Origin of the sequence: Streptomyces specialis, from assembly GCF_001493375.1 — a bacterium.
GTDB classification, from domain to species: Bacteria; Actinomycetota; Actinomycetes; order Streptomycetales; family Streptomycetaceae; genus Streptomyces; species Streptomyces specialis.
Map to the genome: position 1 here is coordinate 122,626 of NZ_LN929894.1, position 23,810 is coordinate 146,435.

19 protein-coding genes and 3 pseudogenes are annotated in these 23,810 nt (G+C 73.2%); 7 read left to right on the forward strand and 15 right to left on the reverse strand.

Annotated elements, in window-relative coordinates:
* Positions 1 to 244: 244 nt before the first annotated feature.
* Positions 245 to 1,093 (forward strand): annotated as a pseudogene (locus BN2279_RS12625) (FAD-dependent oxidoreductase); the annotation flags it as partial.
* Between the two features lie 49 nt (positions 1,094 to 1,142).
* Positions 1,143 to 2,318, forward strand: a complete 1,176-nt coding sequence (locus BN2279_RS12630) for a carboxylesterase family protein (protein WP_059008955.1) — start codon at positions 1,143 to 1,145, stop codon at positions 2,316 to 2,318.
* 124 nt (positions 2,319 to 2,442) lie between these two features.
* Here the strand turns inward: BN2279_RS12630 and BN2279_RS12635 are convergent, their stop codons facing one another.
* Positions 2,443 to 3,270, reverse strand: a complete 828-nt coding sequence (locus BN2279_RS12635) for a DUF1206 domain-containing protein (protein ID WP_104531018.1) — start codon at positions 3,268 to 3,270, stop codon at positions 2,443 to 2,445.
* A gap of 148 nt (positions 3,271 to 3,418) precedes the next feature.
* Between BN2279_RS12635 and BN2279_RS12640 the strand changes: the two genes are divergently transcribed.
* Together BN2279_RS12640 and BN2279_RS12645 are read left to right on the forward strand one after the other, a co-directional pair.
* Positions 3,419 to 3,853 carry a hypothetical protein gene (locus tag BN2279_RS12640; RefSeq protein WP_159037208.1) on the forward strand — a complete coding sequence of 145 codons (435 nt, stop codon included), beginning with the start codon at positions 3,419 to 3,421 and terminating at the stop codon, positions 3,851 to 3,853.
* Between the two features lie 259 nt (positions 3,854 to 4,112).
* Complete coding sequence (locus BN2279_RS12645; protein WP_059008960.1) at positions 4,113 to 5,210, forward strand: DUF6801 domain-containing protein; 1,098 nt, start codon at positions 4,113 to 4,115, stop codon at positions 5,208 to 5,210.
* Positions 5,211 to 5,303: 93 nt separating this feature from the next.
* Here BN2279_RS12645 and glnA read toward each other — a convergent pair whose 3' ends face one another.
* On the reverse strand, positions 5,304 to 6,719 hold the full coding sequence (gene glnA, locus BN2279_RS12650; RefSeq protein ID WP_059008963.1) for a type I glutamate--ammonia ligase: 1,416 nt from the start codon (positions 6,717 to 6,719) through the stop codon (positions 5,304 to 5,306).
* 200 nt (positions 6,720 to 6,919) lie between these two features.
* On the opposite strand from glnA, the gene BN2279_RS12655 reads away from it, so the two are divergent.
* Positions 6,920 to 7,387: an RDD family protein gene (locus BN2279_RS12655; protein WP_079032115.1), complete on the forward strand. Its 468-nt coding sequence runs from the start codon at positions 6,920 to 6,922 to the stop codon at positions 7,385 to 7,387.
* A 101-nt stretch (positions 7,388 to 7,488) separates the two neighbouring features.
* Here BN2279_RS12655 and BN2279_RS12660 read toward each other — a convergent pair whose 3' ends face one another.
* The 4 genes from BN2279_RS12660 to lipB form a co-directional block, all read right to left on the reverse strand.
* Positions 7,489 to 8,193 carry a DUF4191 domain-containing protein gene (locus BN2279_RS12660; RefSeq protein WP_059008967.1) on the reverse strand — a complete coding sequence of 235 codons (705 nt, stop codon included), beginning with the start codon at positions 8,191 to 8,193 and terminating at the stop codon, positions 7,489 to 7,491.
* 9 nt (positions 8,194 to 8,202) lie between these two features.
* Positions 8,203 to 8,424: a hypothetical protein gene (locus BN2279_RS12665; protein WP_059008970.1), complete on the reverse strand. Its 222-nt coding sequence runs from the start codon at positions 8,422 to 8,424 to the stop codon at positions 8,203 to 8,205.
* 67 nt (positions 8,425 to 8,491) lie between these two features.
* A complete protein-coding gene (gene lipA, locus BN2279_RS12670; protein WP_059008971.1) occupies positions 8,492 to 9,469 on the reverse strand; it encodes a lipoyl synthase in 978 nt (325 codons plus the stop codon).
* A 125-nt stretch (positions 9,470 to 9,594) separates the two neighbouring features.
* Complete coding sequence (gene lipB, locus BN2279_RS12675; protein ID WP_059008973.1) at positions 9,595 to 10,383, reverse strand: lipoyl(octanoyl) transferase LipB; 789 nt, start codon at positions 10,381 to 10,383, stop codon at positions 9,595 to 9,597.
* A 200-nt stretch (positions 10,384 to 10,583) separates the two neighbouring features.
* Here lipB and BN2279_RS30590 point away from each other — a divergent pair.
* Positions 10,584 to 12,335: pseudogene (locus tag BN2279_RS30590) on the forward strand (regulator).
* Between the two features lie 15 nt (positions 12,336 to 12,350).
* On the opposite strand, the gene BN2279_RS12685 reads toward BN2279_RS30590, so the two are convergent.
* The 3 genes from BN2279_RS12685 to BN2279_RS12695 form a co-directional block, all read right to left on the reverse strand.
* Positions 12,351 to 13,646 (reverse strand): FAD-dependent oxidoreductase, encoded by a 1,296-nt coding sequence (locus BN2279_RS12685; RefSeq protein ID WP_059008975.1) that lies wholly within the window; start codon positions 13,644 to 13,646, stop codon positions 12,351 to 12,353.
* 204 nt (positions 13,647 to 13,850) lie between these two features.
* Positions 13,851 to 14,810: a TIGR01777 family oxidoreductase gene (locus tag BN2279_RS12690; RefSeq protein ID WP_059009630.1), complete on the reverse strand. Its 960-nt coding sequence runs from the start codon at positions 14,808 to 14,810 to the stop codon at positions 13,851 to 13,853.
* A gap of 17 nt (positions 14,811 to 14,827) precedes the next feature.
* Positions 14,828 to 15,379, reverse strand: a complete 552-nt coding sequence (locus tag BN2279_RS12695) for a DUF4240 domain-containing protein (protein WP_104531019.1) — start codon at positions 15,377 to 15,379, stop codon at positions 14,828 to 14,830.
* Positions 15,380 to 15,478: 99 nt separating this feature from the next.
* Between BN2279_RS12695 and BN2279_RS12700 the strand changes: the two genes are divergently transcribed.
* Entirely contained in the window at positions 15,479 to 16,408 is a 930-nt protein-coding gene (locus BN2279_RS12700; RefSeq protein ID WP_059008979.1) for an SDR family oxidoreductase, read from the forward strand.
* A gap of 55 nt (positions 16,409 to 16,463) precedes the next feature.
* Here the strand turns inward: BN2279_RS12700 and BN2279_RS12705 are convergent, their stop codons facing one another.
* The 6 genes and pseudogenes from BN2279_RS12705 to BN2279_RS12730 all read right to left on the reverse strand — a co-directional run bounded on the left by BN2279_RS12705 (position 16,464) and on the right by BN2279_RS12730 (position 23,667).
* Positions 16,464 to 17,432: a helix-turn-helix transcriptional regulator gene (locus BN2279_RS12705; protein WP_059008981.1), complete on the reverse strand. Its 969-nt coding sequence runs from the start codon at positions 17,430 to 17,432 to the stop codon at positions 16,464 to 16,466.
* Positions 17,433 to 17,682: 250 nt separating this feature from the next.
* Positions 17,683 to 18,306, reverse strand: coding sequence for a GntR family transcriptional regulator (locus BN2279_RS12710; protein ID WP_059008983.1), 624 nt, complete (start codon positions 18,304 to 18,306; stop codon positions 17,683 to 17,685).
* Between the two features lie 112 nt (positions 18,307 to 18,418).
* Positions 18,419 to 20,160 (reverse strand): annotated as a pseudogene (gene sucB / locus BN2279_RS28565) (2-oxoglutarate dehydrogenase, E2 component, dihydrolipoamide succinyltransferase).
* A 63-nt stretch (positions 20,161 to 20,223) separates the two neighbouring features.
* Positions 20,224 to 21,612, reverse strand: a complete 1,389-nt coding sequence (gene lpdA, locus BN2279_RS12720) for a dihydrolipoyl dehydrogenase (RefSeq protein ID WP_059008986.1) — start codon at positions 21,610 to 21,612, stop codon at positions 20,224 to 20,226.
* 184 nt (positions 21,613 to 21,796) lie between these two features.
* Positions 21,797 to 23,326, reverse strand: coding sequence for a leucyl aminopeptidase (locus BN2279_RS12725; protein ID WP_059008987.1), 1,530 nt, complete (start codon positions 23,324 to 23,326; stop codon positions 21,797 to 21,799).
* Between the two features lie 83 nt (positions 23,327 to 23,409).
* The gene (locus BN2279_RS12730) at positions 23,410 to 23,667 is read right to left on the reverse strand and encodes an adenosylcobinamide-GDP ribazoletransferase (protein WP_059008988.1); all 258 of its coding nucleotides are present in this window, start codon (positions 23,665 to 23,667) and stop codon (positions 23,410 to 23,412) included.
* Positions 23,668 to 23,810 lie beyond the last annotated feature (143 nt).

The window sequence follows — 23,810 nt, forward strand, 5'->3', positions numbered from 1 at the left end:
AATCTCGTATGCCGTCTTCTTCTTGAAAAAAAAAAAAAAACAAATGAGGCGGATATGACCCACCACACACCCAGTAATCGAGACACTCAGTCACCAGGTGTATAAGAGCCAGCGCCTGGTCCGTGGCCAACCGCACCGCCCACACCACCGGCGCCCACATCACCCGCTTCGCGGCCGAACCCTCCCTGGCCAGGGCCCTGCCGCACGGCATGGCCGCCCTCGTCTCGTCCCTGCGGGGCTGACGATGAGCGCGGCGGACAGGGCGTACGACTACGACGTCGTGGTGGTCGGTTCGGGATTCGGCGGGGCGGTCACCGCGCTGCGGCTCACCGAGAAGGGATACCGGGTCGCGGTGCTGGAGGCCGGACGCCGCTTCCGCCGCGACGAACTGCCCCAGGACTCCTGGGACATACGGAACTACCTGTGGGCACCGGCCCTCGGGCTCTACGGCGTCCAGCGCGTCCACGTGCTCCCCGACGCGGTCGTCCTGGCCGGCGCGGGCGTCGGCGGCGGCTCGCTCACCTACGGCAACTCGCTGTACGTGCCGCCGGACGCGTTCTTCCGCAACCGCCAATGGGGGCACATCACCGACTGGCGGGAGGAACTCGCCCCGTTCTACGACCAGGCGCGGCGGATGCTCGGGGTGCGCGCCAACCCGGCCGTCGAGGCGGCCGACGCCCACCTCAAGGACGCGGCGGACAAGCTGGGTTACGGCGGCACGTTCCGCCCCGCCCCGGTCGGCGTCTTCTTCGGCGACGGCCGGGACGCCGACGGCACCGTCCCCGCGGCGCCGGGACCCCCGGCGCCCGACCCGTCCTTGGGGGGCGCGGGCCCGTCCCGCCACGCCCGCTCCGAGTGCGGCGCGTGCCTGACCGGCTGCCGCCCCGGCGCCAAGAACACCCTCAACGAGAACTACCTCCACCTCGCCGAACGCGGCGGCGCCGAGATCCACCCCCTCACCACCGTCACCGCCGTCCGCCCCCTCGGCGACGGCTTCGCCGTGGACGGCCCACACCGCCCAGTGCCCCGCCACCCTCTGCGTCGGCAGCGTAAGTGGTGTATAAGAGCCAGAACCGCCCCCGCCGTCCGAGGACTGCCTGTACCTCAACGTCACGGCCCCGGCCGGGGCTTCGGGGCGGCCGGTGCTGCTGTGGGTGCACGGCGGCGGCTACCAGAGCGGCAGCGGCACCGACATGGCCGGTGACGGCGCGGCGTTCGCCCGGGACCACGGCCTCGTCGTCGTCACCTTCAACTACCGTCTCGGGGCACTGGGGTTCCTCGCCGTGGAGGGCGAGGAGCACACCGGCGCCCACGGCCTGCACGACCAGGCCGCCGCACTGCGCTGGGTACGCGAGAACATCGCCGGTTCCGGCGGCGACCCCGACCGGATCACCGTCTACGGCCTGTCGGCGGGCGCCAAGGCCGTCGCCAACCCCCTCGCCTCCCCGCTGCCCCGGGGCATGATCCACCGCGCCGCCTCCTCCAGCGGCGGCGCCGACCACGTCGCCCCCCCGGAACAGGCCGCCCGCCTGGCCCGCCGGCTCCTGCGCCACCTGGGCACCACCCCCGACCGCCTCCGCGCGGTGCCCGCCACCGACATCCTCGCCGCCCAGACGGCCATCGGCAGCGGCCTGCGCGCTTCCTGGATCTGGCGCCCGGCCATCGACGGCCTCGCCCTCACCACCCACCCGCTGCGCGCCATCGCCGCCGGCTCCGCGGCCGGCGTCCCGCTCCTCGCCCAGAGCTGCGCCGACGAGTCGGCCCTCTACCAACTCGCCGTCCCGGACGCGGACGAGCAGACCGACCGGGTCCTCACCGAGTACTTCGGGCCCACCGGCCGCGACGAGATCCTCGCCGCCTACGCCGCGCCCCGCCCCGACCCCACGGCCCTGCGCCTGGCCGTGATGTCCGACGAACGCTACGGCGTCCCCACCACCCGCCTGGCCGACGCGCAGTCCGCCCACGCCCCGGTCTGGCGCTCCCGCTACGACGGCCCGTTCACCGGCCTGGCCCCCGGGTTCGACTTCCTCGCCGGCCAACTCCACGCCGCCCACGGCTCGGACGGCACCGCGATCTGGCAGGGCGGCACCGGCCTCGCCGCCCTGCTCCACGAGGCGTTCGGCGCCTTCGCCACCGGCCACCCCCCGGCCGCCGACGGCCTCCCCGACTGGCCCGGCTACATGACCGGCGCCCGCACCACGATGATCCTCACCCCCGACGACCCCCACCCGGCCGACGACCCCGGCCGCGCGGAGCGCGAGGCGTGGACGGGCCGGAACTGGCAGTCGGGCACCTGGTGGCAGTTCGACGGGATCTGACCCCCGGGCCGCGCGACTACGGGGCGGCGACGCCGAGTTCGGCCGCCCATCGCCCGGCTCATCGACCCGGCCCCCGTCGCGGAGGGCGGAGAACACCGTGCCGGGCAGCGACTCGGCCGCCGGGTCACACCTCGCGCCAGCGGGCCTCCACGAAGGAGAAGAGGCCGAACAGCGCCAGTCCGACGGCGATCGCCACCAGCAGCCACGGGCCCGCCGGGGTCTCGGCGAAGGAGCGCAGCGTGTCGTCCATGCCCTTGGCCCGGTCCGGGTCGTAGTCCACCGCCGCCGCCACCGCGAAGCCGCCCGCCGCGGCGAAGAAGACGCCGCGCGCCACGCCGCCCCCGACGCCCAGGACATCGACCCCGCGCCGGACCCCGCGCGGCATCGCGGACAGCCGCAGATGCTTGCGGTACTTGCGCAGCACCGCCCGCAGGGCGATCCACACCCCGGTCCCGGCGATCACCAGCCCGCCGGCCGCCACCAGCCACTGCCCGCCCGGCATGCCCAGCACCTCGGCCGTCACGTCCTCGGACTGCTTGTCACTGGACCCGCTGCCGCTGCCCTGCTCACCCGCCGCGTACGACAGCACCGAGTACGCGACGACGCCGTAGAACACGCACCGCCCCGCCGACAGGAGCCGCTTGCGCGCCTTGTGCCCGTCCGGCCCCGCCGCGCCGAACAGCGCCTCCGACAGCCGCCACAGGGCCATTCCCACCAGCCCGATCGCCACGGCCCAGATCAGGAAGCTCCCCAGCGGCTTGTCCGACAGCCCGCGCAGCGCGCCACCCCGGTCGGCCTGCTCGCCGCTGCCGAACGCGACCTGGAGCGCCAGCAGCCCGACGAGCAGGTAGAGCACGCCGCGCGCCGCCAGCCCCGAACGGGCCGCCGCGCCCATGGCACCGCTGTTCGCCGCCCGCCGGGCGGCTCCCCGCCCCGCGGTCCGGCCTCTCATACCGCGTATCGCCGCCGATGCGCCCATGTCCGCTCCCGCCTCCGTCCCAGCCCGGTGTCCCCGACTCGGCTGCCCCGGCTCGGCGGGAGGAAACGGACGCTCGACCGCCCGGAGCGGGACTGTCAGACCCCCCGGCGAAGATGTGACCATGACTGGCACGCCCCCGAACGACCGGCAGCTTCCCGCCTGGGCCCCCACCGTGGGCCCCGGCTGGGCCACCCTGCTGGAAAGGCTTCATCAGCGGCTTCTCGCCCTCGCCCCGGACTACCGGGTCGAGTCCTGCGAGCGGAACCTCGGGGGGCTGCGGATCTGTGTCGCCGACCGCTTCGACGAGCAGGGCTACTTCGACGGGCACTGGGCGGACGCCGCCGCCCTGCTCACCGACGAGGCGGAGATAGCCTCCGGCCGGACCTGCGAGATGTGCGGGGCGCCCGGCCGCCCCCGCTTCCGCGGCGGCCAGCACGGCTCGTGGATCACCGCGCTGTGCGACCCCTGCTCCGCCGACGCCAGAACCCACGCCGCCCCGCCACCGGCCCGACCGCGCCAGGAGGACAGCGACCTGGAGACGCCGTTCTCCGCCTGACGACGCGCCCGGCCACGACCCGCCAACGGCCCGGCCCCGGGGGGAAATTACTCACCGAGGCCGCATCCCGCCGCGCCACCGGCTCCGTTCGGGAGAATCGGCGGATCATGCCTTGACCACCGCAAACGGCGCACCTAGCTTCGCCTGGGAAACGGGGGGTGGGGACCGCGTGCGTTTCATTGTCTTCCGCTCTCCTCCGGTCGAGAGAGAGGGACAGCACGTGGACGTCGGCGCGAAGAGAACGAGACGGCGGAGAGCGGTGACGGTGGTCGCCGGCACCGCCCTGCTGGGCGGTGCCCTGGTGGCCGGGACGAGCACCCCGGCCTCCGCCGATCCGGTGGCCCTGACGCTGGACTACGTCTGCGATGTGCCCCGGGTGGGGGAGCGCACCGTCGAGGTGGAGTTCACCACCGATCTGCCGCCGACGGTCCCGGTCGGTCAGCAGATCCGGTCCTTCGAGGTCGCGACCCACTGGACGTTCGACGCGGCCACCCGGCAGGCGCTGCGCGACGCCGTCGTCGGCGGGTTCGGGGAGGGAGCCGGCACCGGAGACCTCGCCTTCACCGCGCCCGGCCTGACGCTCCCCCTGTCGTTGCCGTACACGGTCGACGCGTCGACGGACGACTTCTCCTTCGACGCCGCCGCCTGGTCACCGAGCCTCTCGGTGACCCAAGCGGGCGAGTACACGATCACCGCCGAGGACTTCGCCCTGTCCCTGCCGCTGCTCGACACCGGCGGCTACCCGATCGCGGGCGACCCGGCCCCGCTGGCCTGCTCCGTCGCGCCCGGCCAGGACAACCGGCTGGCGCACTGGGAGCTCGGCCCGGCCGAGCCCGGCACCTACAGCTACGCCCTGGAGGGCGCCGTCCACCTCCGCCCCGGCGAGGAGGGCGAGACGGTCACCGGGGACATCGAGCTGCGCTTCGACGACGCCACGGGCACCGTCCAGGGCGAGTCGACGCTGCTCCCGACGACCGCCACCCTCACGGCGTTCGGCGTCCTGCCGGTCACGGCCCAAGCCGAGTTCGACACCGGCACGACCACCGGCACCTTCGCGGACGGGCGCCTCGCCGGCACCACGCCGACGGAGATCCGCATCCCCCGGATCGAGATCCGCGGCATCGTCGTCGGCGGCGGCCCCGACTGCCGGGCGTCGGAGCCCACGATCATCGACCTGTGGTCCCCCGAGGACCAGCCGTTCGTCCCGGAGACCGGCGGCCACCTGAGCGGCACGTACGACATCGCCCCCCTGGAGAACTGCGGCCCGCTGACCTCCCTGATCAGCTCCTTCGCCACCGGCGAGGACTTCGGCATCGAACTCGACCTCGACGCCGGCCCCCCGGATGACATGGACTGACCACCCCGCACGGCACGGAGCCCCGCCGCTCTCCCGGTGCGGGAGGGCGGCGGGGCTCAGGTCATCCGTGACGACGCTCGTGACGGCGCCGGCTCACACGTCGAAGTACAGCTCGAACTCGTGCGGGTGCGGCCGGAGCTGCATCGGGGCGATCTCCTTCTCCCGCTTGAAGTCGATCCACGTCTCGATCAGGTCGGACGTGAAGACGCCACCGGCCTGGAGGTACTCGTTGTCCTGCTCCAGCGCCTCCAGGACGGCCGGCAGGGAGGTCGGGACCTGCGGCAGCTCGGCGTGCTCCTCGGGGGCCAGCTCGTACAGGTCCTTGTCGATCGGCTCGGCCGGCTCGATCTTGTTCTTGATGCCGTCCAGACCGGCCAACAGCAGCGCAGCGAACGCCAGGTACGGGTTCGAGGACGGGTCCGGGGCGCGGAACTCGACGCGCTTGGCCTTCGGGTTCGAGCCGGTGATCGGGATACGCATGGCCGCCGAGCGGTTCCGCTGCGAGTAGACCAGGTTGACCGGGGCCTCGAAGCCGGGGACCAGGCGGTGGTACGAGTTCACCGTCGGGTTGGTGAACGCCAGCAGCGACGGCGCGTGCTTGAGGATGCCGCCGATGTAGTAGCGGGCGGTGTCCGACAGCCCGGCGTAGCCCTGCTCGTCGTAGAAGAGCGGCGTGCCGCCCTGCCACAGCGACTGGTGGACGTGCATGCCGGAGCCGTTGTCACCGAAGATCGGCTTGGGCATGAAGGTGGCGGTCTTGCCGTTGCGCCACGCGACGTTCTTGATGATGTACTTGAACAGCATCAGGTCGTCGGCGGCGGCGAGCAGCGTGTTGTACCGGTAGTTGATCTCGGCCTGGCCGGCCGTGCCGACCTCGTGGTGCTGCCGCTCGACGTGCAGACCGGCCGCGCTCAGCTCCAGGGACATCTCGGCGCGCAGGTCGGCGAAGTGGTCCACCGGCGGGGCGGGGAAGTAGCCGCCCTTGTAGCGGACCTTGTAGCCGCGGTTGCCGCCCTCCTCGATGGCGCCGGTGTTCCAGGCGCCCGCGACGGAGTCGATGTAGTAGTAGCCCGCGTTGGACTTCGTCTCGAAGCGCACGTCGTCGAAGACGTAGAACTCGGCCTCGGGCCCGAAGTAGGCGGTGTCCGCGATGCCGGAGGAGGCGAGGTACGCCTCGGCCTTCTTCGCCACGTTCCGCGGGTCACGGCTGTACGCCTCACCCGTGATCGGGTCGTGGATGAAGAAGTTGATGTTGATGGTCTTGTCCTTGCGGAACGGGTCCACCCGCGAGGTGGACAGGTCCGGGACGAGCGCCATGTCGGACTCGTGGATGGCCTGGAAGCCACGGATCGACGAGCCGTCGAACATCAGGCTCTCGGCCGGGTCGAAGCTCTCGGCCGGCACGGTGACGTGCTGCATGATGCCCGGCAGGTCGCAGAACCGGACGTCGATGAACTTGACGTCGTTGTCCGCGATGTACTGACTGATCTCGTCGGCGTTCTGGAACATCCGATCGTCCTCCTAGTCCCGACCCGTGCGGGGGCGGGAAGCGCAGCTCGGGAACGGCCCACCAGTGCGTGGGCCTGCCGGGGCCGACCCTAAAGAGGTGCCATTTCTCAAGCGTGACCCACTTGTTTCGCTGATGTTAACCGGACTTCTCATCTGATACCGGTGAGGGGCCGGGCGGGTGACCGCGATACCGTGGGAGCGTGGACATGCGGCAGGCAATCGGTTCGTGGCTCTCGGGTCCCCGCGCGGCGGCCGAAGAAATGGGGGTGGACTTCGGCTATCGGGGCGAACGCCTCGGTCTGCCGGAGGAAGGACCCGGCTCGATCGCGCCGTTCGGCCGACGTGTCGCCGCGATCTTCCTCGACTGGGGCATGTGCTCGCTGATCGCATACGGTCTGCTCGCTCAAGGCCGGGCGGCCGACGTCCCGAACTGGACCCTGCTGGTCTTCACCGTCATGGTGGCCCTCACGGTCGGCACCGTGGGGATGACCCCGGGCAAGCGGATCTTCGGCATCCGCGTGGTGCACCTCAGCGGCCGTCGCCTCAGCTTCCCCCGCGCGGTGCTGCGGACGCTCCTGATCGCCCTGCTGCTGCCGCCCCTGATCTGGGACCGCGACAGCCGCGGTCTGCACGACCGCTTCAGCGGCGCGGTGCAGGTCCGCGCCTGACGCGCCGCCCTGCGAACGCCGCCGCCCGCCCTCCCCGGGCGGGGACGGGCGGGCGGTGCGGCGTTCTGGTGCTTCCAAGCGCGGCGGCGGGGGAGCCGTGGTCAGCGGCCCCGGCGCTGGGCCTTCGGCATCCGCAGTCCCTTCGGCATCGGGCCCTTCGGGAGCGGCAGGTTGTTCATCAGGTCGCCCATCGCCCGGAGCCGGTCGTTGACCTCGGTCACCCGCGCGCCCGGCAGGACCCGGGGGAGCTTCAGGATCTTCGAGCGGAGCTTCTTGAGCTCCACCTGACCCTCGCCGTTCCCGATGATCATGTCGTGGACCGGGACGTCCGACACCACCCGGTTCATCCGCCGCTTCTCGGCGGCCATCAGGGTCCGCAGCCGGTTCGGGTTGCCCTCACCGATCAGCACCACGCCGTACTTGCCGACCGCGCGGTGCACCACGTCCTGGTTGCGGTTGATCGCCACCGCCGGGGTGAACGCCACGCCCCGGCGCATGTTCTCCAGGACCGCCGCGGCGGCGCCCGGCTGGCCCTCCATCTGGCTGAACGCCGCGCGCTCGGCACGGCGGCCGAAGACGATCGCCGTCGTCAGCAGGGCGACCAGCACCCCAAGGATGCCCAGATAGACCGGGTGCCCGATCGCGAAACCGATGGCGAGGACCACACCGAACGTGCCCAGGCCGACTGCCGAGAGGACCCACCCGATCCAGCGGTCGCCCCGCCGGGTCATCTTGTAGGTCAGGGCGATCTGCTTGAGCCGCCCCGGGTTCTCGGAATCCTGTTCCTTTTTTTCCTTCCTCGCCATGCGGCAAGTCTACGGGGCGGTGGAGCCCCGCCTCGCACCGGCCGGAGCCCCCGGGCCCACCGCCAGCAGCGCCCGTTCGGCCTCGGCGCGGCTCTCCGCGCGGGCGCGGTCCTCCTGGACCGCGGCCCACGCGTTCCGCACGGCCGTACGGTGACCCCGCCGCAGCAACGCCTCTTCCAGAGCCCGCAGCGTGCCGGTCACGGTCGGACGTGCCGGACTGACGAACTGCATGGCCAGCCCCCTCCCCAGGCGGGTCGACCGCGATCGGACGACGTGCCCTTATCGTTGTCGAACGGTATTACCGGCCGATGACCTGACGGTCAAAACCGGTGGAAGTTCCCGGCTCCCCGGCCGCCCGCCGCTCGACGGCCTGCTGGTACAGCCGGCCCGCCCGGTACGACGAACGGACCAGCGGCCCCGACAGCACGCCCGCGAAGCCGATTTCCTCGGCCTCCTCGCGCAGCTCCACGAACTCCTCCGGCTTCACCCACCGCTCCACCGGGTGGTGCCGGGGCGTCGGCCGCAGGTACTGGGTGATCGTGATCAGCTCGCACCCCGCGCCGTGCAGGTCGCGCAGCGCCTCGCTGACCTCCTCGCGGGTCTCGCCCAGGCCCAGGATCAGGTTCGACTTGGTGACCAGGCCCTCCTCACGGGCCAGCGTCAGCACCCGCAGCGACCGCTCGTACCGGAACGCCGGGCGGATCCGCTTGAAGATCCGGGGCACCGTCTCCACGTTGTGCGCCAGCACCTCCGGCCGGGACGAGAAGACCTCCGCGAGCTGCTCCGGCACCGCGTTGAAGTCGGGGATCAGCAGCTCCACCCCGGTGCCCGGCATCAGGTCGTGGATCCGGCGGACGGTCTCCGCGTACAGCCACGCGCCACCGTCCGCGAGGTCGTCGCGCGCCACGCCCGTGATCGTCGCGTACCGCAGCTCCATCTGCCGCACCGACTCCGCCACCCGGCGCGGCTCGTCGCGGTCGAACGCGGCGGGCCTGCCCGTGTCGATCTGGCAGAAGTCGCAGCGCCGGGTGCACTGCTCGCCGCCGATGAGGAACGTGGCCTCCCGGTCCTCCCAGCACTCGAAGATGTTGGGACAGCCGGCCTCCTGGCAGACGGTGTGCAGACCCTCCCGCTTCACCAGGCCCTGCAACGCCTGGTACTCCGGGCCCATCTTCGCCCGCGTCTTGATCCACTCGGGCTTGCGCTCGATCGGGGTCTGGCTGTTCCGGACCTCAAGACGAAGCATCTTGCGGCCGTCTGGCGCGACAGCGGACACGTCCGGCTCCCTACCTACCACTTGCGAATCCTCGGCGAACCCCAGCGTACGCCTCTGTTTGCGAGCCCGGGACGGGCCTCGGCCTCACGCCCGGCCCCTCACGCCCGGCCCCTCACACCCGGGTCTCATACCGCGCGCGGCAGCGGCACCGACGCGCCCAGCACCTCGCCCAGGTGCCTCTCCACCGCCGGCAGCACCTCCGCGACCGTCACCCTCCGGCCCAGCTCCTGGGAGAGCGACGTGACGCCCGCGTCCCGGATCCCGCAGGGCACGATGCGGTCGAACCACGTGTTGTCCGGATCGCAGTTGAGCGAGAAGCCGTGCATCGTGACGCCCTTGGCCACCCGGATGCCGATCGCGCACAGCTTGCGGTCCTCGCCGCGCTGCCCGGCGTTCGACGGGGCGTACTCCGGGCCGCTCATCCGGGGGTCGAACTCCTCGTCGTGCAGCCGGGGATCGAAGTCGAGCGCCAGACCGCCGAAGGTGCCCCGGTCACCGCCGTCGGCGCTCTCCCCCAGCACCCACACGCCGCTGCGCCCCTCGACCCGCGTCGTCGCGAGCCCCAGCTCGGCACAGACGCGGATGATCGCGTCCTCCAGCCGGCGCACGTGCGCCACCACATCCACCGGACGGGGGAGTTTCACGATGGGATACCCGACGAGCTGCCCCGGACCGTGCCAGGTGATCTTCCCGCCCCGGTCCACATCGATGACCGGGGTGCCGTCCAAGGGACGCTCGCTGTCCTCCGTCCGGCGACCGGCCGTGTAGACCGGCTGGTGCTCCAGCAGCAGACACGTGTCCGGGATCTCGTCCGCGAACCGGGCCGTGTGGACCCGCCGCTGCTCCTGCCACGCCTCGTGGTACTCCACGGCCTCAGCGCCGAACCCCAGATGCACAAACCGCAGCTCGCTCACGCGACTGCTCCTTCTTTTCGCACAAACGCTCTGTACCGAGTGTCGCCCCCACTCTAAGCCCGCGGTCCGCCAATCCTCCGGTGCCCCCGACCTCACACATATGGATGAATCCTTCGTCCAGGGGCCGACGAAACCGGGCAGGACCGTTACATTCGCGCCGTTCCAGCCGCACAGCCGTAAGGCAGGAGACCGCATCGCCGATGTCCACGGAACGACCCGGAGGCCCGGCCTCCGCCACGCAGTCCCCCCCTCCGCGCACCCCGAACCGCCAGCTCGCCGCCCTCATCGCCGAAGCGGGTTTCTCCCACGCCGGGCTGGCCAGGCGCGTCGATCAGCTCGGCCTCGAACACGGCCTCGACCTCCGGTACGACAAGACGTCGGTCACCCGCTGGCTGCGCGGTCAGCGCCCGCGCGGCACCACCCCGGCCCTCATCGCCGAAGTGTTCACCCGGCGCCTCGGCCGCCGGCTCTCCGCGCAGGACCTCGGCCTGGAGGCGTGCGCCCCGGTGTACGCGGGCCTGGAGTTCGCCGCCAGCCCGGCGGAGGCGGTGGACATCGTGGCCGGGCTGTGGCGCAAGGACTCCGGGAGCTACGCGGAGCTGCGGAAGATCGCGTTCACCCCGGCCGGACTCGTCGTCCCCAGCCGGGACTGGCTCATCGGGCGGCCCGACGAGCGCGTCGCGCGCGGCGACCCCGCCGAGGGCGGCGACGGGCCGCCCGGGCCTCCGGCCCCGGGCCACCCCGTTCCGCACACCACCGCGCACCCCGCTCCGGCCCATGTCGCGGCCCACGCGCCCCCCGGCCACTGATCCACGACCGGAGCCGACTACGAAAAGGATAAGACGCGACTCATCATTAGAGACCGTCAAAACACCAGAAGCAAGTGTAACAGCTATAAATTCACTCAGTATATGTCCTGCAAGAAAAAGACGGCTTACGAGATTTCTGGCGGTCTCGTGGGCTCGGAGATGTTTATAAAGAGACAGCCCCGCCCCGGCCCGCTGCCCGCCAGGGCGGGCCAGCTCGACCGCGTCGAACGCGGACCGGGACAGCGCGTCACCTCCAGCGACATCGCGGCGCTCCGCTCGGTCGCCGACCTCTTCCGCACCCTCGACCAGGCGTACGGCGGCGGCCATGCCCGCCAGGCGCTGGTGCGCTACCTGGAGCACGAGCTGGAGCCGATGCTGCGCGGCAGCTACGGCGAGCAGACCGGCCGCCGGCTGTTCGCCGCAGCCGCCGACCTCACCCGGCTCGCCGGGTGGACGGCGTACGACATCGCCGCGCACGGCCTGGCCCAGCGCTATTTCGTGCAGGCGCTGCGGCTGGCCCAGGCGGCCGGCGACCGCGGCTACGGCAGCTATGTGCTGGTCTCCATGAGCCGGCAGGCGGTCTACCTGGGGCACGGCCGGGAAGCCGTGCAGCTCGCCCGCGTCGCCCAGCAGGGCATGGCCAGCTCGGTCGCGCCCGTCGTCCAGGCCCTGCTGCACGCCGTCGAGGCACGCGGCCACGGTCTGCTCGGGGAGGTCCGTTCCTGTACCGCCGCTCTCGCCAGGGCCGAGCGCGCCCTGGAGTCCGCGCGGCCGGGCGAGGACGCGCCGCCGTGGGCCAGGTTCTTCGACGAGGCGCAGCTCGCCGACGAGTTCGGGCACTGCCACCGCGACCTCCAGCAGTACCGCGCGGCGGCCCGGCACGCGGAGCGCTCGCTCCAGCTCCGCAGCCCGGCGCACGCCCGCAGCAGGCTGTTCTGCCGGGTGGTCCTGGCCTGCGCGAGGCTCGGTCTCGGCGACGTCGACCAGGCGTGCGCGCTCGCCGCGGAGGCCGCGCAGCAGGCCACCGAGATGCGCTCGGTCCGCGCCCACGAGTATCTCCAGGACTTCGAACGGCGCCTGGAGCCGTTCCGCGACGCGGCGGCCGTGCGCGCGTACCGGGAGAAGGTCGCCGCCCTCGCGTGACGACGACCCCGCCCGTTACCGGGCCGCCGGGGCGGCCGGACGGATCCGCGCGTCGGCCAGCAGCGCCGCCGCGGCCCGCCGGGCCGAGGCCAGGTCGCCCGCCGGCCCCGGCGTGTCCCGGTGGTCGCCGCAGATGTAGAGCCCGTCCAGCAGCCGCACCGGACGGACCCCCGCGTACGGCGGCGGCACGGCCGGCACCGCGTGGGGATCGTGGTGCGCGGCCAGCAGCTCCCAGTCGTCGGCCGCCGTGTCGTACATCTCGCTCAGCTGCGGCCTGGCCGCCTTGTCCAGCAGCTCGGCCGGCTCGCCGGCCCGCGCGCCGAGCACCACCGACGTCACCAGCGTCCGCCCGGCGGGGGCCCGTGAGGGGTCGGCCGCCGACACCGCCAGGGTGTGCGAGACGGGCCCGCGCCCGGCCGCGTCCACGATCAGCGTGGCGCCGGGCGGCAGCGTGCCCTCGGCGGCGTGGTGCAGCACGGTGACCGGGCGGAAGCCGGGCACCCGCAGCCCCGGCAGCAGGTGCGCGGCGGCCTCGGCGCCGGTGGCCACGACCACGGCGCGGCAGCGGAACGTGCCGTGGTCCCGTGTCCGTACGGCCGTCGTCGCCACGGACTCCGCCCGCACGCCGGTACGGACCGAGCCCGGTGGCAGACCGGCCGCGAGCAGCTCGGGCAGCACGGCGGCACCCCCGGCGGGCAGGGACAGCCCGCACCGGGCGAACGCGCGCAGCGCGAGGTCCCCGACGTGGCTCGACGTGGCCAGCTCGGCGTCGTGGAGCAGCGCGGTGAGGAGGGGGCGCAGGGCCCCCTCGGCTATGCGGCGGGGGATCGCGCGGGCGGCGAGCGCCTCGGCGGCCGTCGGCTCGGGCCGGGAGCCCGGGCGCGCGTCGGGACATCGGCCGGGACCGGTCAGGCCGGCCCGCAGCCACCCGTGGTCGGCGGCCTGACCGTCCCCGGCTGCGGAACGTCCGGGGCGCCGGGGATGCCCGGCCACCTCGCCGATCCGCTGCGTGTGCCCGGCGCCGCGCAGCAGGACGCCGCCCGTGAGACGCCGCACGGGCAGCGGGCGCGGCAGCCGCCGCAGGTCCGGGGAGTCGGGCAGCGGGAGCTGGGCGGCGCGGTCGAGGCGGAAACCGTCGCGGTGGTCGGTGGCCATCCGGCCGCCGATCCGTTCCTCGGCCTCCAGGACGGTGACGGTGAGGCCGGCGCTGCTCAGGTGGAGGGCGGCGGCGAGCCCCGCCGGCCCGCCCCCGATGACGACGATGTCGGATTCCGGATCGGAGGACGCGCGGTGCGTCCGGCTGCTGAGCACGTGGCCTCCTGGTGAGGTGGTCGGTGCGTCGGAGCGGAGGGCGGGATCGTTGGCTACAGGTTGGCCTTGAGTGCTGATGCCCGCTGCGAAAGGGACAATTCCCGACCCGGCCGACCTTCTCACGCGGGCCGGGACACGGCAGAGCGCACGGACCCGGGCACGGGTGCGCGCGCAGGTCGCACGTCGGCGCGCCGGTCGCGGCCGTCAGGCGCCGTCGGCGAGCGCCGCCCGCACGGCGTCCTCCACGGTGGGGTGGGCGAAGGTGAAACCCGCGGTCAGCAGCCGGGCGGGCAGCACCCGCTGGCTGCTCAGCACGTCCTGCGCGAACTCGCCGAGCACCAGCCGCAGCACCGGCGCCGGGACGGCGAAGAACGCCGGCCGGCGCAGCGCGCGGCCCATCACCCGGGTCACCTCGCGGTTGGTCGCCGGTCGCGGGCCGGTGAAGTTGACCGGGCCGGACAGGGCGCTGGGGTCGTCCAGCAGGAAGCGGAGCGCGGCGAGGTGGTCGTGCAGCGAGATCGCGCTCCAGTACTGCCGGCCGTTGCCGAGCCGGCCGCCGATCCCGGCACGGAAGACGGGGAACAGCCGGGCCCAGGCCCCGCCGGACCGGGCCACGACCAGGCCGGTGCGGATGAACGCCGTGCGCACCCCGGCCCGCACGGCCGGCTCCGCCGCCGCCTCCCACTCCCGGGCCAGCTCCGCGAGGAAGCCCTCGCCGGGCGGCGCGTCCTCGTCCACGGCCCGGTCGCCGGTGTCGCCGTAGAAGCCGATCGCGCTGCCCGAGAGGAACACGCGCGGCGGCGAGGTCTGCGCGGCGATGGCGGTGGCGAGGGCCGCGGTGCCCAGCACGCGGCTGTCGCGCAGCTCCCGCTTGTACCGCTCGGTCCAGCGGTGCTCCGCGCCGCCCGCGCCCGCCATGTGCCCGACGGCGTCGCAGCCCCGGATCGCCGCCGCCGTCAGTTCGGGGTCCTTGCCGGCCGGGTCCCAGCGCGCCTCGTCCGGGGCGGCCGGCGGCCGGCGCACGAGCCGCACCACTTCGCGGCCCTCGGCGCGGAGCGCGGCGACCAGGGCGCCGCCGATCAGGCCGCCGGTACCGGTGACGGCGACACGTTGCGGGCGGCGCGGGCGTTGCGGGCGGGGCGGGTCATGCGGGGTCGGCTCCATGGAACCATCCTCGTGGGTCAGGACACCGCCCGGTCCGCCGGGGTCCCCGGCACCCGGAACCGCGCCCACAGGCGCGGGCAGGCCGCCGCGAGGGCGTCCGGGTCGTCGAGGTCGAGGGGGTCGCCCGCCGGCGCGTCCGGCGGCTCGGGCAGGCCGGGGGAGGGCAGCTCGGTGCCGGTGAGCTGCTCGTACGCGTCGTACGCCGTGTAGCCGATCTCCTCGGCCTCGCCGTCGGTCCGCGCGTCGAAGCCGGGGGGCAGCAGGCCGGCGAGCGCGTCCGGCTCGTGCAGGGTGCCTTCGAAGACGTGCCGGCCCTGGCCGATCAGCCAGCACCGGAAGTTCTCGAACGTGATGTCCCCGGCGCCGCCCAGCAGCACCCGGGCGGCGGCCCGGACGTCCCACCGGTCGGCGCGGTGGAAGCGGGCCTCGAAGTGCCGGGCGAAGTCGGTGACCCGCACCGGATCGAGGGCGGTGAGGCGTTCGACGATGAGGTCGGCCTGCGCGTCGGGATCGCCGCCGGCCGCCTCCCGGGCGCGGTCGACGATCTCCCAGAACTCCGTCTCGTCCATCACGGCACCAGCATCCGCGCTGGGCGGCCCGCCCGCACGCCGGGACGCGCCGGAAAAGCCGGACAGGGGTTGTCGGGTATGCCTGGCAGGGTCGGGGCCATGAGCACAGGAAGCGAGCTGAACGGCAGGATCGCCCTGGTCGCGGGCGCGACGCGGGGCGCGGGACGGGCCATGGCGGTGGCGCTGGGCGAGGCGGGCGCGACGGTGTACGTGACCGGCCGCACGACGCGGACCTCGGTGAGCGAGGTGGGCCGCGCCACCGAGACGATCGAGGAGACGGCGGAACTGGTCACGGCCGCGGGCGGCGAGGGCATCGCCGTCCCGACCGACCACCTTCAGCCGGACCAGGTCCGGGCCCTGACGGAACGGATCGACCGCGACCACGGGCGGCTGGACGTCCTGATCAATGACGTGTGGGGCGGGGACCACCTGCTGGACTTCCCGTTCAGCGGCAAGATGTGGGAGTACGACCTGGACCGGGGGCTGAGGATGCTGCGGCTCGGCGTCGAGACGCACATCGTGACCAGCCACTTCGCGCTGCCGCTGCTGACGCGCCGGCCGGGCGGCCTGGTGATCGAGGTGACGGACGGCACGGCGGAGGCGAGCCGGACGTACCGCGAGCACTTCTACTACGACCTCACGAAGACCGCCCCGATCCGGATGGCGTACGCGCTGGGCGAGGAGCTGAGGGAGCTGGGCTGCACGGCGGTCGCGCTCACCCCGGGCTGGCTGCGGTCGGAGGCGATGCTCGACACGTACTTCAAGGTGACGGAGGAGAACTGGCGCGACGGGATCGCCCAGGACCCGGGCTTCGCGATCTCCGAGTCCCCGGCCTACGTCGGCCGCGCGGCGGCCTGCCTGGCCGCCGACCCGGAGGTCGCCCGCTGGAACGGCCGGTCCCTGTCCAGCGGCGGGCTGGCGAGGGAGTACGGCTTCACCGACACCGACGGCTCCCAGCCGGACGCCTGGCGCTATCTGGCGGACGCCGCGAAGGAGGGCCCCAAACCCGACCCGGCGGACTACCGCTGAGCTTCCCGCCCGTCGTGTCCCGCCCGCCCCGCCGGTCCCGGAGGCGGGCGGGCGGTCAGCGGTACTGGTCCGCCATCCGGGCCGCCGCCGCGGACAGGCGGGCGCGCAGCGCGGGCGGCGACAGCACCTCGGCCTCCGGCCCCAGGGCCAGGAGCTGGGAGTACGCCACGTCCAGCGACTCCACCGCCAGCCGCACCGTCACCCGGCCCGTGTCGTCCGGCGCCTCCGCCGCCGCCAGGGCCTCCTCCGCCGCCGCGCGGTCCGTCAGGTGGCGCAGGAGGCGGGCGCCCTCCGGGGTGAGGCGGACCCGGACCTCCGCGCGCAGGATCGAGCGGGCGAACTCCGCCGCGCGGGACGTCCAGAACGCCGGGAGGTCGAACGTCTCGTCGCGCTCGAACCGGGTCCCGTCCGTCTCCGCCGTCTCGAACCGCGCGACCCGGTAGACCCGGTGGTCGTCCGCCGCCCGGGCCGCCAGGTACCAGACGCCGGCCTTCAGGACGAGGCCGTACGGCTCCAGGTCCCGTTCCACCGTCGTGCCGTCCCCGCGCCGGTACCTCACGCGCAGCCGCAGATCGTCCCAGACCGCCTCGGCGACCGAGGGCAGCAGGTCCGGGGCCTCCGGCGGCTGCCACCACCCCGGCGCGTCCAGGTGGAAGCGCTGGGCCGCGCTCGCGGGCGCGTCCCGCAACTCCGGCAGCAGCGCAGCCGACACCTTCAGCCGGGCCGCCGACGCCGCGTCGGCCAGGCCCATGTCACGCAGCGCGGACGGCACCCCGGACAGGAACAGCGCCTCGGCCTCGCCGCGCCCCAGGCCGGTGAGCCGGGTCCGGTAGCCGCCGATCAGCCGGTAACCGCCGGTCCGGCCCCGGTCCGCGTAGACGGGGACGCCGGCCTCGGAGAGCGCGAGGGCGTCGCGGGCGACGGTGCGTTCGGAGACTTCCAGCTCCGCCGCCAGCTCGGCGGCCGTCATCGCCCGCCTCGTCTGCAACAGCAGCACCATCTTGATCAGCCGGGCAGCGCGCATACCCTCATCATTACTACGATGAGCACACCCGTTGAGGGCCGGGTCCCGTCGTTGGCGCGACATTCGGGACCCGGGCCTCGGGGTGGGAACCGCGCCGCAGGGCAGGACAGGGGCTGTGCGGCGCGGTTCACTTACGTCTGCGACTGTATGCCCCTGATCGATGATCGATCAAAGCTTGGGAAGCAAAAAGTCGAGGAATCGAGAAAGTTGGCATCGGGTGCCAGGGCATACCGGGTGATAACCCCGGAGATCAGGCACTTGGTGCACAGTTCAGCACGTGCGCCTTGACCAGCTCACCGACCCGCGGGTCCCGCCGCGCGAAGGCGTCGATCAGCTCCTGGTGCTCCTCCGCGTACGACCGCTGGCGCGTCCCCAGCCACCGGATCGACAGGGCCGTCCAGACCTCGATGCCCAGCGACTCCCAGGTATGGAGCAGCACGCTGTTCCCCGACGCCTTCACCAGCTCGCGGTGGAACGCCACCGTGTGCCCGACCTGGCCCTCCGCGTCGCCCGACCGGTCGGCCTCCTGGAGCGCCGCGACCTCCGGCTCCAGCGCGGAGACGTCCTTCGCCAGCCGGTCGGCGGCCAGCTCGGCGGCGATCTGCTCCAGACCCGCCCGCACCGGGTAGATCTCCTCCAGGTCGGCGGCGGCCAGCGCCCGGACCCGGACACCCTTGTTGGGCACCGACTCGATCAGCCGCAGCGCCTCCAGCTCGCGCAGCGCCTCGCGCACCGGCGTCTGGCTGACCTTCAGCTCCGCCGCGATGCGGCGTTCCACGATCCGCTCGCCGGGCTGCCAGCGCCCGCTGACGATCCCCTCCACGATGTGCTCGCGGATCTGCTGGCGCAGTGAGTGGATGACGGGTGTGTTCATCGCACCCTCACCCTCCTGTCTGGTGGTGGCGACAGGCCGACGCCCCGCCCGGAAGGGGTCCGGGCGGGGCGCGCGGCCGGTTTCGGGTTGCTGCTCGCGACGACGGCCGTGCCTACAGGCCCAGCTCGCCCTCGAACTCCCCGGCTTCGAGACGGGCCTTCACGTCCGCCAGGTAGCGGGCGGCGTCCGCGCCGTCCACGATCTGGTGGTCGTAGGACAGGGTCAGGTAGACCATGTCCCGGATGGCGATGGTCTCGCCCAGCTCCGGGTGGTCCACGACCACCGGGCGGCGCACGGTGGCGCCGATGCCCAGCTCCGCGACCTGCGGGTAGTTCACGATGATGGTGTCGAACAGCGCGCCGCGCGAGCCGGTGTTGCTGATCGTGAACGTACCGCCGGTCATGTCGTCCGGCGCCAGCCCGCCGCTGCGAACCTTCTGCGCCAGCTCCGCGGTCTTCTTGGCGATCCCGGCGATGTTCAGATCGCCCGCGCCCTTGATGACCGGGACCATCAGGCCCTTCTCGGAGTCGACGGCGACGCCGACGTTCTCCGTGTCGTGGTACGTGATGGTGCCGTCGTCGTTGATCCGCGCGTTGATGACCGGGTGGGTCTTCAGCGCCTCGGCGGCGGCCTTCACGAAGAACGGCATCGGCGAGAGCTTCACGCCCTCACGGGCCGCGAACCCGTCCTTGGCCCGCGCCCGCAGCCGCATGATCCGCGTGACGTCCACCTCGACGACGGTCGAGAGCTGCGCCTGGCTGTGCAGCGCCTTCATCATGTTCTCGCCGATGAGCTTGCGGATGCGGCTCATCTTGACCGTCTGGCCCCGCAGCGGCGACGGCTGCGCCGGCGCCTTGGCGGGAGCCGCGGCGGCCTGCGCCGGGGCGGGCGCCGGGGTGGCGGCCCGGGCCGCCTCGGCGGCGGCGATGACGTCCTGCTTGCGGATCCGGCCGCCGACGCCGGAGCCCTTCACCTCGGCGAGGTCCACGCCGTTCTCCCCGGCCAGCTTGCGCACCAGCGGCGTCACGTACGCGCCGTCCGTGGCGGGAGCCGGGGCGGTGGCCCTCGGCGCGGGAGCCGGAGCGGCCTGAGCCGGTGCCGGTGCCGGGGTGGGCGCCGGCACCGGCTCAGGCTCCTCTCGTCTCCTTACCTCGTTGTACCTGTTTTTTTCAAACGTGGCGCGCCCCTCCGGTCCCCCTCCTCTCCTCTCCGCCGCCGGCTTCGGGTGTTTTTAGGAGACGGGCCGAGCTTCGCGCCGACCTCGGCCGTCTCGTCCTCGCCGACCGTGATCTCCAGCAGCGTCCCCGCCACGGGGGCCGGGATCTCGGTGTCGACCTTGTCGGTGGAGACCTCCAGCAGCGGCTCGTCGGCCTCGACCTCCTCGCCGACCTCCTTCAGCCAGCGGGTGACGGTGCCCTCGGTGACCGACTCGCCCAGCGCGGGCAGCACCACGTCGGTGCCCTCCGCGCCACCGGCCGGGGCCTGGGCGGCGGGCTCCGGCGCCGGCTCGGGCTCGGGCTGGGCCTGCGGCTGCTCCGGGGCGGCCTGCTCCGGAGCCTGGTCCTGAGCCGGAGCGGCCTCGGCGGCGGGTGCGGAGTCCGCCGCCGGGGCGCCCGAGCCGTCGTCGATGACGGCGAGTTCGGCGCCGACCTCGACGGTCTCGTCCTCGCCGACCTTGATGGACGACAGGACGCCCGCCGCCGGGGCCGGGATCTCGGTGTCGACCTTGTCGGTGGAGACCTCGAGCAGCGGCTCGTCGGCCTCCACGTGCTCACCCTCGGCCTTGAGCCAGCGGGTGATGGTGCCCTCGGTCACGCTCTCGCCGAGCGCCGGAAGGGTTACGGAAACCGCCATGGTTTCTGTTGCTCCTTACGAAAAGTTGGCGGATGGTGTCGCGCTCTGGGATAACGCGGCCGGTCAGTCGTGGGAGTGCAGCGGTTTGCCGGCGAGCGCCAGATGGGCCTCGCCGAGCGCCTCGTTCTGCGTCGGATGAGCGTGGATGAGCTGCGCCACCTCGGAGGGCAGCGCTTCCCAGTTGTAGATGAGCTGGGCCTCTCCGACCTGCTCGCCCATCCGGTCCCCGACCATGTGGACGCCGACCACGGCGCCGTCCCTGATCCGCACGAGCTTGATCTCGCCCGCCGTCTTCAGGATCTTGCTCCTGCCGTTCCCGGCGAGGTTGTACTTCAGCGTGACCACCTGGTCCGCGCCGTACAGCTCCTTGGCCTTCGCCTCGCTGACACCGACCGAGGCGACCTCGGGGTGGCAGTACGTGACGCGGGGCACGCCGTCGTAGTCGATCGGCACCGGCGTCAGGCCCGCCAGCCGCTCGGCGACGAGGATGCCCTCGGCGAAGCCGACGTGCGCGAGCTGGAGGGTGGGGATGAGGTCGCCGACGGCCGAGATGGTCGGCACGTTCGTCCGGCAGTACTCGTCGACCAGCACGAAGCCGCGGTCCATGGCGACCCCGGCCTCCTCGTACCCCAGGCCCTGGGAGACCGGGCTGCGGCCGATCGCGACGAGCAGCACCTCCGCCTCGAAGGTCTTGCCGTCGGCCAGGGTGACCCGCACCCCGTCCGCCGTGTACTCGGCGCTCTGGAAGAAGGTGCCGAGGTTGAACTTTATGCCGCGCTTGCGGAACGCCCGCTCCAGCAGCTTCGAGGTGTCCTCGTCCTCGGCCGGGACGAGGTGCTTGAGCCCCTCGACGATGGTGACGTCGGTGCCGAACGACGTCCACGCGGAGGCGAACTCCACCCCGATGACACCACCGCCCAGCACGATCGCGGACTTCGGCACCCGGCCCAGGACCAGCGCGTGGTCCGAGGAGATGATCCGGTCCCCGTCGATGGTCAGGCCGGGCAGTGACCTGGGCACCGAGCCGGTGGCGAGAAGGACGTGCCGGCCGGTGTAGCGGCGGCCGGCCACATCGACGGAGGTGGGGGAGGAGAGCCGGCCCTCGCCCTCCACATAGGTGATCTTGCGGGAAGCGACCAGGCCCTGGAGCCCCTTGTACAGGCCGGCGACGACGCCGTCCTTGTACTTGTGGACCCCGGCCATGTCGATGCCCTCGAAGGTGGTCTTCACCCCGAACTCGCCGCCCTCGCGGGCGGCGTCGGCGACCTCTCCGGCGTGCAGGAGGGCCTTGGTGGGGATACAACCGTTGTGCAGACAGGTGCCGCCCAGCTTGTTCTTCTCGATGAGCGCGACATCAAGGCCGAGCTGCGAGGCACGCAGGGCCGCGGCGTACCCACCGCTGCCGCCACCGAGAATCACTAGGTCGAAAACGGTGCTGGCGTCGTTCGCCACGTCACGTTCCTCCAAGGATGGGGTTCGCCGGCCGGGTCGACGCTGACCGGTCGGCGCTCTGTGTTCACCGCTGGTCGCGGCTTGCTGTGGCTCGCCTCGACGGCCGAGCCTGGCCCTGTCCTGCCGGAAACCCATCTTCGCACTTGCGCGGCGCCCGTGGGACGCCGGGCCGGATCCGCCACCGTCAGCCGGCCAGCTCGCCGGCCGCGGCGCGCTCGGCCAGACGCAGCAGCGTGCGCACGGCGGAGCCGGTGCCTCCCTTGGGGGTGTAGCCGAACGGCGAGCCGTCGTTGAACGCCGGGCCCGCGATGTCCAGGTGCGCCCATCGGGTGCCCTCGGCGACGAACTCCTTGAGGAACAGCCCGGCGGACAGCGCGCCGCCCATGCGTTCGCCCACATTCGCGATGTCCGCCACCGACGACTTCAGGCCCTCGGCCAGATGGGCGGGCATCGGCAGCGGCCACGCCGGCTCCCCGGCCTCGGCCGCGGTCTCGTGCAGCAGGTCGCGGAACGCGTCGTCGTTGCCCAGCACGCCGAACGTGCGGCTGCCGAGCGCCACCATCATCGCGCCGGTCAGCGTCGCCACGTCCACCACCGCGTCCGGCGACTCCTCGCAGGCGCGGGCCAGCGCGTCGGCCAGCACCAGGCGGCCCTCGGCGTCGGTGTTGAGCACCTCGACGGTCTTGCCGCTGTACATCGTCAGCACGTCGCCGGGGCGGACGGCCGAACCGGACGGCATGTTCTCGGCGAGGGCCAGCCAGCCGGTGACGTTCACCTTCAGGCCGAGCCGGGCGGCGGCCAGCACGGCGGAGAACACGGCGGCGGCGCCGCTCATGTCGCACTTCATCGTCTCGTTGTGGCCGACCGGCTTCAGCGACAGGCCGCCGGAGTCGTAGGTGATGCCCTTGCCGATCAGGGCGAGCGTCACGGACGCCTCGGGGTGCGTCCAGCCGACGCGGACCAGCCGGGGCGGGGACGCCGAGCCCTGGCCGACGCCGAGGATGCCGCCGTAGCCGCCGTCGGTGAGGGCCGTCTCGTCGAGGATCTCGGTGGTCACGCCGTACTCGGGGGCCGCGGCCTCCACGACGGCCGCGAAGTCGGCGGGGGCCAGCGCGTTGGGCGGGGTGTTGACCAGGTCCCGGGCGCGGGCCACCTCCTCGGCCAGCACCAGCGCCCGTTCCGCGGCGGCGGCGTGCTCCTCGTTCCCCGCGTCGGCGTCCAGGACGGTGACGCGGGCCAGCGGCGCGTTCGCCGCGCTCGCGCCCGCCCGGCCCCGGAAGGCGGTGAACGCGTAACTGCCCAGCAGCGCGCCCTCGGCGACGGCCGCCACGTCCCCGGCGCCCGACACCGGCAGCGCGAAGCTCGCCTCCTCGGAGCCGGCCAGGGCCCGCGCGGCGGACCCGGCGGCCCGGCGCAGCGTCTCCGCCGGGTATCCGTCGCCGTCCTCCGGCACGGGGCCGAGACCGACCGCCACCAGCAGCGGTACGGCCCAGCCGGCGGGGGCGGGGATCCGGGTGACCTCGTCCGCGGCGCCCTTGGCGCCGAGCGTGGCGAGAGTGGCGGCCAGGGTGCCGCCGAACGCCGCGTCGACGGCCGCCGCCGCCTCGGAGCCGGGGGCCGGGACCGGCCCGGACTCGCCCTTGGCGACGCCGATCACCACGGCGTCCGCGGGGACCGTCGTCGCGGGGAGATTGCTGAGGGTCAGTGCAGTCACGGTGAGAAGTTCCGTTCCGTCTTCGGTGTCTGGTCTGAGTCGTGGGGGCCGTCCCGATCCGGCAGCAGACTACGCCGCCACCGTCAGGTGGCGCCCACGGCCAGGACCAGCAGGGTCACGGTGGCCGCGGTCTCCGCCACGGCGCCCAGCACGTCGCCGGTGATCCCGCCGAACCGCCGCGCGCAGTGGCGCAGCAGCAGCTCGGCCGCGCTCAGCGCCAGCAGCACCGCGCAGCCCCCGACGACGACCCCGCCGAGCGCCGGATCCCCGGTCAGCGTGCCCGCTGCCCCCGCCGCCGAGGCGGCGGCCACGGCGGCGGCGAGCGCCGCCGGTACCGGCACCTCCCCCGCCCCGTCTCCTCAAGACAACTGACGCTGCAGACTAAGCGGATAGAGGAGAGCCACGTTGTCGCCGTATCGTTACATGTGTGATGTTAATGCTCACGGCGAACAGTGTAAAGCTATCAGATGTAGTGATAACAAGT